The 17230-nt window shown below is 66.9% G+C and carries 11 protein-coding genes; 9 read left to right on the top strand and 2 right to left on the bottom strand.

Translation table 11 applies throughout. The features are described 5' to 3' along the window. Positions 1 to 16 precede the first annotated feature (16 nt). The 8 genes from prpB (at position 17) to pbpC (ending at position 14757) form a co-directional block, all read left to right on the top strand. The gene (prpB, locus tag AC06FA_RS12585; RefSeq protein WP_478068595.1) at positions 17 to 910 is read left to right on the top strand and encodes a methylisocitrate lyase; all 894 of its coding nucleotides are present in this window, start codon (positions 17 to 19) and stop codon (positions 908 to 910) included. Between the two features lie 36 nt (positions 911 to 946). Further along, positions 947 to 2104, top strand: a complete 1158-nt coding sequence (gene prpC, locus AC06FA_RS12580; RefSeq protein ID WP_108753844.1) for a bifunctional 2-methylcitrate synthase/citrate synthase — start codon at positions 947 to 949, stop codon at positions 2102 to 2104. Positions 2105 to 2201: 97 nt separating this feature from the next. After that, positions 2202 to 4820, top strand: a complete 2619-nt coding sequence (gene acnD, locus AC06FA_RS12575; RefSeq protein WP_478068594.1) for a Fe/S-dependent 2-methylisocitrate dehydratase AcnD — start codon at positions 2202 to 2204, stop codon at positions 4818 to 4820. Positions 4821 to 4914: 94 nt separating this feature from the next. Then, a complete protein-coding gene (locus tag AC06FA_RS12570) occupies positions 4915 to 5619 on the top strand; it encodes a hypothetical protein (protein WP_478068593.1) in 705 nt (234 codons plus the stop codon). A gap of 101 nt (positions 5620 to 5720) precedes the next feature. Then, positions 5721 to 5942 carry a ribbon-helix-helix domain-containing protein gene (locus tag AC06FA_RS12565; RefSeq protein ID WP_478068592.1) on the top strand — a complete coding sequence of 74 codons (222 nt, stop codon included), beginning with the start codon at positions 5721 to 5723 and terminating at the stop codon, positions 5940 to 5942. 100 nt (positions 5943 to 6042) lie between these two features. Continuing rightward, positions 6043 to 7221, top strand: a complete 1179-nt coding sequence (prpF, locus tag AC06FA_RS12560; RefSeq protein WP_478068591.1) for a 2-methylaconitate cis-trans isomerase PrpF — start codon at positions 6043 to 6045, stop codon at positions 7219 to 7221. A 197-nt stretch (positions 7222 to 7418) separates the two neighbouring features. After that, positions 7419 to 12326, top strand: coding sequence for an alpha-2-macroglobulin family protein (locus AC06FA_RS12555; protein ID WP_478068590.1), 4908 nt, complete (start codon positions 7419 to 7421; stop codon positions 12324 to 12326). Between the two features lie 49 nt (positions 12327 to 12375). Further along, on the top strand, positions 12376 to 14757 hold the full coding sequence (gene pbpC / locus AC06FA_RS12550) for a penicillin-binding protein 1C (RefSeq protein ID WP_478068589.1): 2382 nt from the start codon (positions 12376 to 12378) through the stop codon (positions 14755 to 14757). Between the two features lie 84 nt (positions 14758 to 14841). On the opposite strand, the gene AC06FA_RS12545 is transcribed toward pbpC, so the two are convergent. Beyond that, entirely contained in the window at positions 14842 to 15417 is a 576-nt protein-coding gene (locus tag AC06FA_RS12545) for a ferritin-like domain-containing protein (protein ID WP_108753837.1), read from the bottom strand. Between the two features lie 25 nt (positions 15418 to 15442). Further along, complete coding sequence (locus tag AC06FA_RS12540) at positions 15443 to 15925, bottom strand: redoxin family protein (protein ID WP_478068588.1); 483 nt, start codon at positions 15923 to 15925, stop codon at positions 15443 to 15445. Between the two features lie 260 nt (positions 15926 to 16185). Here AC06FA_RS12540 and AC06FA_RS12535 point away from each other — a divergent pair, with 260 nt between their 5' ends. Further along, the gene (locus AC06FA_RS12535; RefSeq protein ID WP_478068587.1) at positions 16186 to 17079 is read left to right on the top strand and encodes a DnaJ C-terminal domain-containing protein; all 894 of its coding nucleotides are present in this window, start codon (positions 16186 to 16188) and stop codon (positions 17077 to 17079) included. Positions 17080 to 17230: the final 151 nt, after the last annotated feature.

Raw genomic sequence — 17230 nt, 5'->3', positions numbered from 1 at the left:
CATACTGGATCGCCGCATGACCGCTTCCACCCCTTCTTCCGCCGGTGCCCGCTTCCGCCAGGCGCTGGCTGCCGAATCGCCGCTGCAGGTGATCGGCGCGATCAACGCCAACCATGCGCTGCTGGCCAAGCGCGCCGGCTTCCGCGCCATCTACCTGTCCGGCGGCGGCGTGGCCGCAGGCTCGCTGGGTCTGCCGGACCTGGGCATCAACACGCTGGAAGACGTGCTGATCGACGTGCGCCGCATCACTGACGTCTGCGACCTGCCGCTGATGGTGGACATCGATACCGGCTTCGGCCCGAGCGCGTTCAACATCGCGCGCACCGTGAAGTCGCTGATCAAGGCCGGCGCAGCGGCCTGCCATATCGAAGACCAGGTCGGCGCCAAGCGCTGCGGCCACCGCCCGGGCAAGGAAATCGTCTCGCAGGGCGAAATGGTCGACCGCGTGAAGGCCGCCGCCGACGCCAAGACCGACCCGGACTTCTTCCTGATCGCGCGTACCGACGCCATCCAGGTGGACGGCGTGGACAAGGCCATTGAGCGTGCCATCGCCTGCGTCGAGGCCGGCGCCGACGGCATCTTCGCCGAGGCTGCCTACGACCTGGACACCTACCGCCGCTTCGTCGATGCGGTGAAGGTACCGGTGCTGGCCAACATCACTGAATTCGGTGCCACCCCGCTGTTCAGCCGCGACGAACTGGCCTCGGCCGGCGTGGCCATCCAGCTGTTCCCGCTGTCGGCCTTCCGCGCCGCCAACAAGGCGGCCGAGAACGTCTACCAGTCGGTGCGCCGCGATGGCCACCAGCGCAGCGTGGTCGACGCCATGCAGACCCGTGAAGAGCTGTATGACCGCATCGGTTACCACGCCTTCGAACAGCAGCTCGATGCGCTGTTCGCCGCCAAGAAATAAGCAGTACTCTGCACCATCAGTTTTCGGAGGGAAAACATGAACGATACGACCGCAACCCCGACCTTCAAGCCGAAGAAGTCCGTCGCCCTGTCCGGCACCGCCGCCGGCAACACCGCGCTGTGCAGCGTGGGCCGCAGCGGCAACGACCTGCACTACCGCGGCTATGACATCCTGGACCTGGCCAACACCAGCGAGTTCGAGGAAATCGCCTACCTGCTGGTGCACGGCAAGCTGCCGACCCGCGCCGAACTGGTTTCGTACAAGGCCAAGCTGAAGTCGCTGCGCGGCATCCCGGCTGCGGTGAAGGCCGCGCTGGAAGAACTGCCGCCGTCGGCCCACCCGATGGACGTAATGCGCACCGGTGTCTCGGTGCTCGGCTGCGTGGCGCCGGAAAAGGATGACCACAACCATCCGGGCGCGCGTGACATCGCCGACAAGCTGATGGCCTGCCTGGGCTCGATGCTGCTGTACTGGTACCACTGGAGCCATAACGGCCGCGCCATCGACGTGGAAACCGACGACGACTCCATCGGTGGTCACTTCCTGCATCTGCTGCACGGTGAGAAGCCGCAGGATTCGTGGGTGCGTGCGATGCACACCTCGCTGATCCTGTATGCCGAGCACGAGTTCAACGCCTCCACCTTCACCTGTCGTGTCATCGCCGGCACCGGCAGCGACATGTACAGCGCGATCTGCGGTGGCATCGGCGCGCTGCGCGGCCCCAAGCATGGCGGCGCCAATGAAGTGGCCTTCGAAGTGCAGAAGCGCTACGACAGCCCGGACGAAGCCGAGGAAGACATCAAGGCGCGCGTGGAGCGCAAGGAAGTGGTGATCGGTTTCGGCCACCCGGTGTACACCGTGTCCGACCCGCGCAACAAGGTCATCAAGGACGTGGCGCGCGAGCTGTCCGAAGAGCAGTCGAGCATGAAGATGTACGACATTGCCGAGCGCCTGGAATCGGTGATGTGGGACATCAAGAAGATGTTCCCGAACCTGGACTGGTTCAGCGCCGTCAGCTACCACATGATGGGCGTGCCGACCGCCATGTTCACCCCGCTGTTCGTGATCGCCCGCACCGCCGGCTGGAGCGCGCACATCGTCGAACAGCGCATCGACGGCAAGATCATCCGCCCGAGTGCCAACTACATCGGCCCGGAAGACCGCGAGTTCGTCGCCATCGACAAGCGCGCCTGATCCACCTGCTGTCTGCACCCGGCCGGCCCTCTGCCGGCCGGGTAATTTCGCCGCCGCATCGCCGGCACCCGGCCCGCCCCAAGCATTCCGCCAGCCCATGAATACCGACTACCGCAAGAACCTTCCCGGCAGCACGCTGGACTATTTCGACGCGCGCGCCGCCGTCGACGCCATCCAGCCCGGCGCCTACGCCACGCTGCCGTACACCTCGCGCGTGCTGGCCGAAAACCTGGTGCGCCGCTGCGAGCCGGCCACGCTGGTCGATTCGCTGACGCAGCTGATCGAACGCCGTCGTGACCTGGATTTCCCGTGGTTCCCGGCGCGCGTGGTCTGCCATGACATCCTCGGCCAGACCGCACTGGTCGACCTGGCGGGACTGCGCGATGCGATCGCCGACAAGGGCGGCGACCCGGCCAAGGTGAATCCGGTAGTGCCGGTGCAGCTGATCGTCGATCACTCGCTGGCGGTGGAGTGCGGTGGTTTCGATCCGCAGGCGTTCGAGAAGAACCGCGCCATTGAAGACCGTCGCAACGAAGATCGCTTCCACTTCATCGACTGGACCAAGCTGGCGTTCCAGAACGTGGACGTGATTCCGCCGGGCAACGGCATCATGCACCAGATCAACCTGGAGAAGATGTCGCCGGTGGTCTACGTGCAGGACGGCGTGGCCTTCCCCGATACCTGCGTGGGCACCGACAGCCACACCCCGCACGTGGATGCGCTGGGCGTGATCGCCATCGGCGTGGGTGGCCTGGAAGCGGAGAACGTGATGCTGGGCCGCGCCTCGTGGATGCGCCTGCCGGACATCATCGGCGTGGAGCTGACCGGCAAGCCGCAGCCGGGCATCACCGCCACCGACGTGGTGCTGGCACTGACCGAGTTCCTGCGCAAGGAACGTGTGGTCGGCGCCTGGCTTGAGTTCTATGGCGAAGGCGCTGCTGCACTGACCATCGGTGACCGCGCCACCATTTCCAACATGTGCCCCGAGTACGGTGCCACCGCCGCGATGTTCTACATCGATGCGCAGACCACCGACTACCTGCGCCTGACCGGTCGCGAGGAATCGCAGGTGGCGCTGGTCGAGAACTATGCACGCACCACCGGCCTGTGGGCCGACGATCTGGCCACTGCACAGTACGAGCGCGTGCTGCGTTTCGATCTGTCCAGCGTGGTGCGCAACATGGCCGGGCCCAGCAACCCGCACAAGCGTGTGGCCACCGCCGAGCTGGCCGAGCGCGGCATTGCCGACGAAGCCAAGCTGGCGGCGGGCCGTGGCGAACAGGCACAGGGCCTGATGCCCGATGGCGCGGTGATCATCGCCGCCATCACCAGCTGCACCAATACCTCCAACCCGCGCAACGTGATTGCCGCGGCACTGCTGGCGCGCAACGCCAATGCGCGCGGCCTGCAGCGCAAGCCGTGGGTGAAGTCGTCGCTGGCGCCGGGCTCGAAGGCCGTGCAGCTGTACCTGGAAGAATCCGGCCTGCTGCCGGACCTGGAACAGCTGGGCTTCGGCATCGTGGCCTTCGCCTGCACCACCTGCAACGGCATGAGTGGCGCGCTGGACCCGAAGATCCAGCAGGAAATCATCGATCGCGACCTGTACGCGACCGCCGTGCTGTCGGGCAACCGCAACTTCGATGGCCGCATCCACCCGTATGCCAAGCAGGCCTTCCTGGCCTCGCCGCCGCTGGTGATCGCCTACGCCATCGCCGGCACCGTGCGCTTCGATATCGAAAAGGACGTGCTGGGCGTGGATGCCGAAGGCAACGAAGTCCGCCTGAAGGACATCTGGCCGAGCGATGCCGAGATCGACGCAGTGGTGAAGGCTTCGGTGAAGCCGGAGCAGTTCCGCAAGGTCTACAACCCGATGTTCAACGTGCGCGTGGAGCATGGCGCGGCCGTCAGCCCGCTGTACGACTGGCGCCCGCAGAGCACCTACATCCGTCGCCCGCCGTACTGGGAGGGCGCACTGGCTGGTGAACGCACATTGGCGGGCATGCGCGCGCTGGCCGTGCTGCCGGACAACATCACCACCGACCACCTGTCGCCGTCCAACGCGATCCTGGCCTCCAGCGCCGCCGGCGAGTACCTGGCGAAGATGGGCCTGCCGGAAGAAGACTTCAATTCCTACGCCACCCACCGCGGCGACCACCTGACCGCCCAGCGCGCCACCTTCGCCAACCCGAAACTGTTCAACGAGATGGTGCGCAACGACGATGGCAGCGTGAAGCAGGGCTCGCTGGCGCGGGTCGAGCCGGAAGGCAAGGTGATGCGCATGTGGGAGGCGATCGAAACCTACATGGACCGCAAGCAGCCGCTGATCATCATCGCCGGTGCCGACTACGGCCAGGGCAGCTCGCGTGACTGGGCCGCCAAGGGCGTGCGCCTGGCCGGTGTGGAAGCGATCGTGGCCGAGGGCTTCGAGCGCATCCACCGCACCAATCTGATCGGCATGGGTGTGCTGCCGCTGGAGTTCAAGCCGGGCACCACCCGCTTGACCCTGGGCATCGACGGCACCGAGACCTTCGACGTGGTCGGCGAGCGCACCCCGCGCGCCGACCTGACCCTGGTCATCCACCGCCGCGACGGCCAGGACGTGGTGGTGCCGGTCACCTGCCGCCTGGACAGCGACGAGGAAGTGGCGATCTACGAGGCCGGCGGCGTCCTGCAGCGCTTCGCCCAGGACTTCCTGGAAGGCGCCAAGGTGGCGTGAGGCAGCAGGTCGCTGTCTTGTGTCGAATTGCCGCCATGCTGGCTTCGGCCCGCATGGCGGTGGTCACGGAGGAGAGGGGCGTTGCCCCATCTGCATGGGAACGGCGTTCTACAACATCGCAGGCACGGTCAACACAGGCTTCATCCTGCTGAGCCTGTTGGGTGTGGGCGCGCAGTTGCGCTTGGTGCGCAACCGTCGGGAGCGTGCGGACGCGGCTGACAGTGCCACTGCAGTGCTGTCACTGAATCAGTTCACGGTCAGCTTCCTGGCGTACCTGTCCTTCTTCGTCTATGGCTACAGCATCACGCCGTTCAATCACTTCATTGTCTGGCCGCGCTTGCTCGCGTCGGTGCTGGTCCTGGTCATCCTGGTGGAGATCTGGCGCGACCGACGGAGTCGCTCCGCCACGACCAGCGTGCTGACAGCGGCCCTGTTGTTGCTCTGCGCGCTGGCCGGCCTGATCTGGGGTGGCCGCCATGTGGATGAGGGCAGGGTAGTGGCCGGTGCGATGATCGTGGCCATCACTGCCTTGCTGGCGCAGGGCTACGCGCACCAGATCCTGCTGATCCTGCGCAATGGCCACACCGGTGCAGTGTCGCTGCGGATGAGTCAGCTGATCCTGCTGATGGATCTATCTACCATTGTGTTTGCCTTCGCCATGGGCCTGCGGATGGGATGGCCGTTGCTGCTGCTGGCGGTGGTGAGTGGCAGTACCAAACTGGCCATCCTGTATCTGTTCCGTTGGCAGCACGGAACGTCGGCGCGGGCGCGGCGAAATCAAGCTGAGGTGCCTGCTTGATGGCGATGCTCTCTTCATGCCAAGGCTGGCGCTTTCTGCTCTTGTCGTTGCCCCGAGAGCCTCGCAGACTGCCGAGTGACTGTTCTGCAGCAGAGATCCATATGGTCAATATCAACGTAGTGCTGACTGATGAGCTCAGACAATTCGTGGATGAGGACATTCGTGAAGGCGGCTACGCCAGCGCTTCCGAATATGTCCGCGACCTTGTCCGTCAGCGAAGGCGTATAAAGAATGAAGACCTGCTACGCCAGTTGACCGCGGAGGGCTTGGCTTTGGGCGGCTCCGGCTCCTCCGCCTCCGGGGCACTTCCAGAAACTGCTTGAGCGTGCATCGAATCGAAAGTGAAGCCCGTACGGCTGGCCGACCACAACGGGGGCGCAAGGCTCCCCACGAATTGTTTCATTGCAAACAGGAACCCGATCCATGACCTTCCTTCCGCAACTCCGTATTCCCGCCACCTACATGCGCGGTGGCACCAGCAAGGGCGTGTTCTTCCGCCTGCAGGACCTGCCTGAAGCCGCGCAGGTGCCCGGTCCCGCGCGCGACGCGCTGTTGATGCGGGTGATTGGTTCGCCCGATCCCTATGGCAAGCACACCGATGGCATGGGCGGGGCAACGTCGAGCACCAGCAAGTGCGTGATCATTTCCGCCGCCTCGGTGCCGGATCACGACGTAGATTACCTGTATGGACAGGTCTCCATCGATACCGCCTTCGTCGACTGGAGCGGCAACTGCGGCAACCTGAGCACGGCGGTCGGCCCGTTCGCCATTGCCAATGGCCTGGTCGACCCGGCCCGTGTGCCGCGCGACGGCCTGTGCACGGTGCGCATCTGGCAGGCCAACATCGGCAAGACCATCATCGCCCACGTGCCGATGTGCAACGGTGAAGTGCAGGAAACCGGTGATTTCGAGCTGGATGGCGTGACCTTCCCGGCGGCCGAGATCCAGCTGGAGTTCATCGATCCGTCCGATGACGGCGATGCCGGTGCGATGTTCCCCACCGGCAACCTGGTGGACACCCTGGAGGTGCCGGGTGTGGGCAGCTTCGAGGTGACGATGATCACCGCCGGCATCCCGACCATCTTCCTCAACGCCGCCGACCTGGGCTACACCGGCACCGAACTGCAGCCGGCCATCAACGAAGACAAAGCCGCGCTGCAGAAGTTCGAGACCATCCGCGCCCACGGTGCATTGCGCATGGGCCTGATCTCGAAGCTGGAAGACGCGGCCACCCGCCAGCACACGCCGAAGGTGGCCTTCGTGGCACCAGCACAGGACTACGTGTCATCCAGCGGCAAGGCGATCCCTGCCTCGGCCATCGATCTGCATGCGCGCGCCCTGTCGATGGGCAAGCTGCACCACGCGATGATGGGCACGGCGGCGGCGGCCATTGGCACGGCCGCGGCGATTCCGGGCACGCTGGTCAACCGCGCGGCCGGTGGCGGCGCGCGTGAGGCGGTGACCTTCGGCCATCCCTCCGGCACGCTGCGGGTCGGCGCCCAGGCCGGGCAGGTGGACGGCCAGTGGACGGTGACCAAGGCGATCATGAGCCGCAGCGCCCGGGTGCTGATGGAAGGCAAGGTGCGGGTGCCAGCCGAGTAAGGCCCCGGTCGCTGCATGAAGCTCCGGTAGCTGCCCACCTTGGTGGGCAGGCGCGCGCCAGCGCGTGCTCGAGGCTCAACGCCAACCCAGGTTGGCGGCTACCGGGATCCGCAGGGGGACCGGGTTTCCGACCGCCGGTGCGTCAACTCCTTGGCGCGGCGCGCCTATAATGGCCGCCTCGATCAAGGAGTGACGACATGAGCGGTCCGGCACGGCGGAAGCGGTGGGGTTGGGCGGCGGCTGTGCTGGCAGGAGGCCTGTTGCTGGGTCTGGCCGGTTGCCGCAACGACAGTGGGCAGCTGCCCAAGGCCAGTGGTGAAGCGATCACCACCCAGGCCGAGCAGGTGAAGGACTTCACCCTGCTGCGCGCCTATCCGGACCAGAAGAATGATGGCCTGTCGCTGGCGCTGGAGTTTTCCCGCCCGCTGGTCGGCACCCAGGATTTCGACAAGCTGGTGCGCTTCGAAGAGAAGGTGGGAACCGAGGACAGCAGCTGGACCCTGTCCGATGATGGTCTGACCCTGCGCTACCCGTTCGTGGAAGCCGGCAAGGAATACAGCCTGGTCGTGTCGCCGGACCTGCTGGCCGCCGACGGCAATCGGCTGGGCAAGGAACTGAAGCAGAAGGTGTTCAGTGGCGAACTGAAGCCGGTGGCTGGCTTTGCCTCGCAGGGCAGCGTGCTGCCGGCCAAGGACAGCCGCGGCCTGCCGGTGGTGTCGGTGAATGTGCCCGAAGTGGACGTCGAGTTCCTGCGCGTGCGCGAAAAGGACCTGCCGACCTTCTTCAGCCAGTACCAGCGCGGCGGCCGTCGCGGCAGCTGGGAACTGAGCAGCGACTACGAGCGCAGCCCGATCAACAAACTGGCCGAGCCGGTCTACGTCAACCGCTTCATCCTGGGTGGCAAGCAGAACGAACGCGTTCTGACCTACCTGCCGACCCAGGACATCAAGGAGCTGCAGGAGCCGGGCCTGTACTTCGCCCTGCTCAAGCGCACCGGTGATTACGAAGGCGAATTCGATACCGCGTTCTTCTCGGTCAGCGATATCGGCCTGCACACCCGCGCCTACAAGGACAAGCTGTTCGTCCATACCGCCTCGTTGAAGGATGGCGCCGCGCTGAAGAGCGTGGAGCTGCGCGTGCTGGACGCCAAGGGCGAAGTGGTGCTGAAGGGCAGCACCGATGGCAACGGCAATGCGTTGCTGAACTACACCCTGGACGCGGCCCATGTGCTGGTGGCCAGCAGTGGCAAGGACACCAGCTTCCTGCCGTTCAACCAGCCGGCACTGGACCTGAGCGAATTCGCGGTGGCCGGCCGTGACAACGCCTGGTTCGACGTCTACACCTGGTCGGGCCGCGACCTGTACCGCCCGGGCGAGACCGTGCGTCTGTCGGCGCTGCTGCGCGACAACGACGGCAAGCCGGTGAAGCCTCAGCCGGTGTTCCTGCGCCTGAAGCAGCCCGACGGCAAGACCTTCCGCGAAACCCGCCTGCAGCCGGGCGAGCAGGGCTACATCAACTTCGAGCAGGTGATTCCCGCCGAGGCGCCGACCGGGCGCTGGCAGGTCGAATTCCGTACCGACCCGGCCAGCAAGGAAGCGATCCAGGGCATGACCCTGCGCATCGAGGAGTTCCTGCCCGAGCGCATGAAGCTGGACCTGGACAGCGCGCAGAAGACGCTGAAGCCGGGCGAAGAACTGCGCCTGCAGGCCAACGGCGCCTACCTGTACGGTGCGCCGGCCGATGGCAACCGCTTCACCGCGCGCATGGCCGTGGCCGCCGAGCAGAAGCCGGTGGAGGGCCTGCCGGGCTACTTCTTCGGCGACCCGACCCTGCAGCTGCCGCGCGATGCCAAGGACGTGATCGATACCACGCTGCCGGCCAATGGCCAGCTGCGCCAGGACGTTGCGCTGCCCGAAGAGGCGGCCAAGGCCAAGGCGCCGATTGCCGTGGTGCTGTCGGGCAGCCTGTACGAGACCGGTGGCCGCACGGTCACCCGCACCCTGAAGCGGGTGATGTGGCCGGCCGATGCGCTGGTCGGCGTGCGCCCGCTGTTCAACCCCGATGATGGCGCTGATTCCAACGGCAATGCGCGCTTCGAGCTGCTGCGCGTGGATGCGGCGGGCACGCCGAAGCCGGCCAAGGGCCTGAAGGTAACCCTGGTACGCGAGCTGCGCGATTACCACTGGACCTTCAACGACAACCGCTGGGACTACGATTTCACCCGCCGCTTCGAGAACAAGGAAACGCGCACCGTCGATGCCGGCAGCAGCGCGGTGGCCTTCGATTTCCCGGTGGAGTGGGGCGAGTACCGGGTGGATGTGTTCGATCCGTCCACCGGCCTGACCAGCCGCTATCCGTTCCGCGCCGGCTGGAGCTGGGGCGATGACAACCGTGGCCTGGATGCGCGCCCGGACAAGGTCAAGCTGGGCCTGGACAAGACCGGCTACAAGGCCGGTGACACCCTGCAGGTGACGGTCACCCCGCCGCACGCCGGCAAGGGCCTGCTGATGGTCGAGAGCGACCGCATGCTGTATGTGCAGGAGATCGACGCCAAGCCAGGTGCCACCTTCAAGATTCCGGTCACCGCCGACTGGGAGCGCCACGACGTGTACATCACCGCGCTGGTGTTCCGTGGCGGTACCGCGCCCAGCAAGATCACCCCGGCGCGCGCGGTGGGCGTGGTGCATGTGCCGATGGACCGCAAGGGCCGCACCGTGGCCGTGGGCCTGGTTGCGCCCAAGCAGATGCGTCCGGAACAGGAGCTGCCGGTGACGGTCAGTGCACCGCAGCTGGCCGGCAAGACCGCGCATGTCACGGTCTCGGCCGTGGACGTGGGCATCCTCAACATCACCCGCTTCCCGGTGCCCGATGCGGGCGCGCACTTCTTCGCCCAGCGCCGCCTAGGCATCGATGCCTACGACATCTACAGCCGGGTGATCGAAAGCTTCGATGGCGGCAGCGGCAAGCTGAAGTTCGGCGGTGACATGGGTCTGCAGGCACTGCCGCAGGCCAAGCGGCCGACCGCGCGCGTGCAGACCGTGGACCTGTTCTCCGGCCCGGTGCAGCTGGACGCCAAGGGCATCGCCCGCATCCGCCTGAAGGTGCCCGATTTCAACGGCACCCTGCGCGTGTCGGCGCTGGTCTACAGCGATGACCAGTACGGCAAGCGCGACGTGGAAACCGTGGTGCGCGCGCCGATCCTGGCCGAAGCCAGCATGCCGCGCGTGCTCGCTCCGGGTGACCGCAGTACGGTCACCCTCGACGTGCAGAACTTCACCGGCAAGCCGGGCGCGTTCAACGTGCGGGTGGAAACCGAAGGTCCGCTTTCGCTGGCCGAAGGTACGCGCAGCGTACAGTTGAATGCCGATGCCAAGAGCACGCTCAGCTTCCCGCTGTCGGCGCGCGAAGGGCACAGCGTGGCCAAGGTGCGGGTGCGGGTGGACGGCAACGGCTTCAAGGCCGACCGCCGTTATGAACTGCAGGTGCGTGCGGCGTGGCCGCAGGTCGTGCGCTCGCAGGTGCGTACGCTCGATCCGCTGGCCGCGGTCAGCCTGGATGGCAGCCTGACCGAGGGCCTGATGGCCGAATCGGTGAACGCGCGCCTGCTGGTCAGCCCGCTGCCGCCGATCCCCTTCGCCAGCGCGCTGCAGGGCGCACTGAACTACCCCTATGGCTGCGCCGAGCAGACCACCAGCAAGGGCTACGCGGCGCTGATCCTGGACCAGGCCACCTCGTCGATGCTGGGTGCCGATGGCCTGGATGCCAAGACCCGTCGCGAGCGCATGGAAGGCGCGTTCGGCCGCCTGGCATCGATGCAGGTAGCCAACGGCAACTTCTCCATGTGGGGTGACGATGGCTACGTGAACCCGTGGCTGACCCCGTACATCACCGAGTTCCTGCTCGATGCCAAGGACGCCGGCTTCGCCGTGCCGGACAACGTGCTGCAGAAGGCGTTGAACCGCCTGAGCGAGGACCTGCTGTCCGGTGGCAACCAGTTCTACGGCCAGGACGAACGCGAAAAGCTGAAGTTCGCCAACCAGGCCTATTCGGGCTACGTGCTGGCGCGGGTCAACCGTGCCCCGCTGGGCACCCTGCGCACGCTGTACGACAACGAGCGCAGCAAGGCGGTTGGCGGCCTGTCGCTGGTCCACTTGGGCGTGGCGCTGTCGCTGCAGGGCGATGCCAAGCGCGGCCAGGCCGCACTGGCGGCGGCCTTCGCCAAGTCCAGCAATGAACGGCCGTCGTACTTCGGTGACTACGGCAGTGCGATCCGTGACGACGCGCTGATGATTGCGCTGACCCATGAAAACAAGCTGGCCAAGCCGGCCTGGGATGCCCGCGCCGTCGATCTGGGCCGTGGCCTGGATGCACGCCGCAATGCGGGCTGGATGTGGCTGAGCACCCAGGAACAGGTTGCCATCGCGCGCCTGGGCAAGGCGCTGTCGGCCAACCAGAAGGCGCTGGTCGCCGGTGAACTGGTGATTGGCGGCACGACCGAAGCGGTGGGCGAGCGCAAGCTGTTCGGCCGCAACTTCAGCGGCGCCGAACTCGCCAGCGGCGTGCGCTTCAGCCCGCAAGGGCAGCCGCCGATGTTCGCCAGCATCGACGTGGCCGGCATTCCGCGCACGGCACCGGCACCGGACAACAGCGTGCTGGGCGTGGAGCGCAGCTACTACGGCACCGATGGCAAGCCGTGGACGCCGCGCCCGCTGAAGGAAGGCGAGGCGCTGATTGTGCGCGTCACCGTGACCGCCGATACCACCATGCCCGATGCGCTGCTGACCGACCTGTTGCCGGCCGGCCTGGAAATCGAGAACTTCAACCTGGGCGATGCCAAGCAGTGGGCCGACGTGGTGGTCGATGGCATCACCATCAGTGACCGTGGCGAGGCAGCCGACACCAAACATGAAGAGTTCCGCGACGACCGCTACGTGGCAGCGCTGAAGCTGTCCCGTGGCAGCAAGGCGAACGTCTTCTACCTGGTGCGCGCGGTCACGCCGGGTACCTACACGGTGCCGCCGCCGCTGGTGGAAGACATGTATCGCCCGCAGCTGCGCGGCGTCGGTCGCAGCAACCCGACCACGATCACGGTGGTGCAGCCGTGATTGCGCGGACGGGCCGCGGTGGCGCGGCCCGTCCTGCTGACCGCACACCATGAAGCGATCGATCAGAATGCGGCTGGCGGCCCTGCGCCCCCAGCTGCAACCGCTATGGCCCTGGCTGCGCTGGGGCACCGCCGCCGCACTGGCGTTGCTGCTGGTGCTGGATTGGGCATTCCCGCCGCCGCTGCCGAAACAGCGCGACACCAGCACGCTGGTGGTGGCCGCCGACGGCAGCCCGCTGCGTGCCTTCGCCGACGCCGAAGGTGTGTGGCGTTACCCGGCCACGGTGGACAGCGTGTCGCCGCTGTACCTGCAGGCTCTGCTGACCTACGAAGACCGCTGGTTCTGGAAGCACCCCGGCATCAATCCGCTGGCGATCCTGCGCGCCGGTGGCCAGCTGCTGCGCGGCGGCCACATCGTCTCCGGTGGCTCCACCCTGACCATGCAGGTGGCGCGCATCCTCGACCCGCATTCGCGTACGCCGTGGGGCAAGCTGAAGCAGATGCTGCGCGCGGTGCAGCTGGAAGTGCATCTGTCCAAGGCGCAGATCCTGGCCTTGTATCTGGAACGGGCACCCTACGGCGGCACCATCGAAGGGGTGGAGGCGGCCAGCTGGGCCTACCTCGGCAAGCCCGCAGCGCAATTGTCGCATGCCGAAGCCGCGTTGCTGGCGGTGCTGCCGCAGGCCCCCAGCCGGCTGCGCCCGGACCGCCACCCGCAAGCGGCGCAGAAGGCGCGCGACAAGGTGCTGGCGCGCATGGCCGCACAGGGCGTGTGGTCGGCCGATGATGTGGCCGATGCACGCATCGAAAACGTGGTGGCGCGCTCGCTGCGGCCGCCGATGCATGCGGCCCTGCTGGCGCAGCGGCTGCACGCCACTTATCCGGGCCAGGCGCGCATTGAAAGTGGCATCGACATCGGCCTGCAGCGCACCCTGGAAGAGCGCGTGGCCAGCTATTTTTCCGGCCTGCCGGAACGGACCTCGGCCGCGCTGCTGGTGGTGGACAACCAGACCCTGCAGGCGCGCGCCTATGTCGGCACGCTGTCCTTCGGTGATCGACAGCGGCTGGGGCACGTGGACATGGTGCAGGCCTGGCGCTCGCCCGGCTCCACCCTCAAGCCCTTCCTGTATGGCATGGCGCTGGACGATGGACTGATCCATTCCGAAAGCCTGCTGGTGGATGCGCCGCAGAGCTTCGGCAGCTACCGGCCCGGCAATTTCGACATGGCCTTCAATGGGCCGGTGGGTGCCGCGACCGCGCTGCGCCTTTCGTTGAACGTGCCGTCGGTGGATCTGCTGCAGCGGGTGGGGGCGGCGCGCTTTGCCGCGCGACTGTCGCATGCCGGTATCCAGCTGCGTTTCCCGCCGGGTGCGCAACCCAATCTGTCGCTGATCCTCGGCGGCACCGGCGCGCGCCTGGAAGATCTGGTGGGCGCGTTTTCCGCACTGAACCGCAACGGCATCGCCGGTCGCGTGCGCTACACCGCCGACGAGCCGATGGTAGAGCGACGGCTGGTGTCGCCGGGCGCGGCGTGGATCGTGCGCGAGATGCTTGAATCCAATCCGCGGCCGGGTTACGGCGTGGGCACCTTCGATGTCGGCGGGCGCCCGCGGGTGGCGTGGAAGACCGGCACCAGCTACGGCTTCCGCGATGCCTGGGCGATCGGCAGCACCCGCCACTACACTGTGGGCGTGTGGGTGGGGCGGCCCGACGGCACGCCGCTGCCCGGCCAGTACGGTGCGGTGACCGCCTTGCCGCTGATGTTCGAAGTAGTGGACAGCCTGCCGCGCCAGCGCGGTGATTCGGCGGCCGCGCCAATGCCGGCCAGTGTCAGCGAAGCGGATGTGTGCTGGCCCACCGGTGAGCGCGCCGAAGGGCTGCCGGCCTCACTGTGCCAGCGACGCATGCCGGCGTACCTGCTGGACGGTGCGGCGCCGCTGACGTTCCCCGAACGCGAGGCGCGGCGTTGGCAGCCAGGGCGGCAGCGCTATGTGGCCGACGCGCGCAGCGGATTGCGCCTTTCGGCTGATTGCAGCGCGCCGCATGTGGAGGTGCCAGGCGAGATCGCGCGCTGGCCAGCGCTGCTGTCGCCGTGGCTGGCCAAGGCCACGCGCGATGCATCGCAGCTGCCGGCGCTCTCACCGGATTGTCGCGACGACGGCCGCGAGGCCAGCGTGGCCCTGCACATCGACGGGTTGAACGACGGCGCCGCTCTCGCCCGCGGGCCCAATGCCGAACATGGCGTGCGCCTGCAGCTGCGCGCGCTGGGCAGCGAACAGCGCGTGGACTGGCTGCTGGATGGCCGCTGGATCGCGCAGACGCAGGGCGCCCAGCTGATGCAGCGCGAGTTCGCCGAACCCGGCGCGCATACCCTGACTGCCCTGGCCGCCGACGGCGCCTGGACCCAGGTGCGGTTCAACGTCATCCGTTGACGCCGCACCCTTGTAGAGTCGAGCCATGCTCGACTGCACCTGCCCAGTCGAGCATGGCTCGACTCTACCGGGAGCGTTGCACCGCTATTTCCCGATCCAGCCATCGAGAAGATCGGCGAACTCATCGGCGTGTTCCTCCTCCTGCGCCAGGATCTCTTCCAGGATGCGCTTGGTGGTGGTGTCGCGGTCGCCGACGAAATTGATCATCTCGCGGTAGCTGTCGATGGCGATGCGCTCGGCCACCAGGTTTTCCCGCACCATGTCGCGCAGATCGCTGCCTTCCTTGTACTCGGCGTGCGAGCGCGCCGAGAACGTATCTGGATTGAGGTCCGGTTCGCCGCCCAGCTGCACGATGCGTTCGGCCAGCTTGCCGGCATGGGCCTGTTCCTGCTGGGCGTGCTCCAGGAATTCGGCCTTCACCGCATCGGCCAGCATGCCCTTGGCCATGAAGTAGTGGCGGTAGTAGCGCAGCACGCACACATACTCGGTGGCCAGTGCATCGTTGAGCAGCTTGATCACCGCTTTGCGGTCGGCGCTGTAGCTGTCGGTGATGGCACCGTCTTCGATGTTGCGGCGGGCCCGCTCGCGCAGCGCCTTGCGGTCGCTGATGGCGGTGACGGTGGCGCTGGGCTTGCTGGTCTTGGCTGGCTTGGTGGACATGGCTGGCCGTTTCCTCTGGTTGGGGCTAGGTGGGCAGGTGCTCCAGCACGTACTGCGCCGAAGACACTTCAAACTGACCGGGTTCCTCGATCCACAGCGCCTGCACCACGCCGTCGTTGGCGTACAGGGCGAAGCGACGCGCGCGGATGCCCATGCCCGAGGCACTGGCATCGAGCTCCAGGCCCAGGGCGCGGGTCAGCTCGGCATTGCCGTCTGACAGCATCAGCAGGCCGTCGGGCACGCGCTGGTCGGCGGCCCAGGCCTTCGTCACGAACGGATCGTTCACGGCCATGCAGTAGACCTCGATGCCGCGCTGGCGGAAGGCATCGAACGCCTCCACGTAGCCGGGCAGGTGGCGCGCCGAGCAGGTGGGGGTGAAGGCACCCGGCACGGCGAACAGCACGACCTTGCGGCCGTCGAACAGGGCGTGGGTATCGAGGGTCTCGACGCCTTCGCGGATGCGCTTGAGGGTGACTTCCGGAATGCGGTCGCCGACGTGGATGGTCATGGGAACTCCTTGCGGGGGCAGGCTAGAAGGGTGGGTGGGATGAACGCGTCAAGACATTGGAAACCCGGCGTGCACGCCCCATCTTGGAACGTTGCGGCGGGGGCCGCCAGCGTCAGCCTGCCGCACGGGCGTGGCGGCAGCATTGCGCAGGATCAGTCGGCCTCACCAGGGCCGCACGGTGCGCGGCGTAGCATCGCCGGCGCGTAGAATGAACCCGGGGCGGCGCCACCGGCGCGGCCGAAGCAGATCGAGGTAGCTGGATGGAATTCAAGGATTACTACGCCACCCTGGGGGTGGAGCCGAGCGCGGGCGATGCGGAAATCAAGACCGCCTATCGCCGCCTGGCGCGCAAATACCACCCGGACGTCAGCAAGGAGGCCGGGGCGGAAGACAAATTCAAGGCGGTGAACGAGGCCTACGAGGCGCTGCGTGACCCCGAGAAGCGTGCGGCCTATGACCAGCTGCGCGCGCAGGGCTACCGTCCGGGCGAGGAGTTCAACGTTCCGCCCAACTACGGCGGTGGTGGCTTCAATTTCGAGGAAGTGTTCGGCGGTGGCGGCGGTGCCGGCGGCGGCTTCAGCGACTTCTTCGAAAGCCTGTTCGCGCGCCAGCGCGGCGGCCAGGGGCCGGGCGCCGGCCCGGGCTTCAGCAGCCAGGGGCACGCGCCCAACCGCGATACCCGGGCCAAGCTGTCGGTGCCGCTGGAAGCAGCCTACAAGGGCGACAGCCTGCGCATCACCGTCAATGGCAAGCAGCTGGACGTGCGCGTGCCCAAGGGCATCCGCCCCGGGCAGGTGATCCGCCTGGCCGGGCAGGGCAACCACGGCGGCAACCTGTTGCTGGAAGTGGAATATGCCGCCCACCCCCAGTTCGAAGTGGACGGGCGCAACATTCTGTACACCCTGCAGGTGACCCCCTGGCAGGCCGCGCTGGGCACCAGCATCAGCGTGCCGACCCTGGGCGGCAGCGTGGAGCTGAAGATCCCGGCCGAGTCCGATGCCGGCCGCAAGCTGCGCCTGCGCGGTCGTGGGTTGCCGGGCAACCCCGATGGCGACCAGATCGTGGAGCTGGAAATCGTGGCCCCGGCCGCGACCGACGATGCGCAGAAGAAGGCGTACCGCAATCTGGCCAAGGCCTTCGGCGAAGCGATCTGAGATCGATTCTGGTGGGTGCGGACCTTGGTCCGCACAATGTGCCAACCAAGGTTGGCACCTACCAAACCGGCGTGCCAACCAAGGTTGGCACCTACCAGGCCGATGTGCCAACCAAGGTTGGCACCTACCAGGCCGATGTGCCAACCAAGGT

It is taken from the genome of Stenotrophomonas sp. Steno-C17 (genome assembly GCF_056393165.1).
The sequence above is the reverse complement of the archived record's forward strand: the minus strand, read 5'-3'. Positions and strand labels throughout refer to the sequence as shown.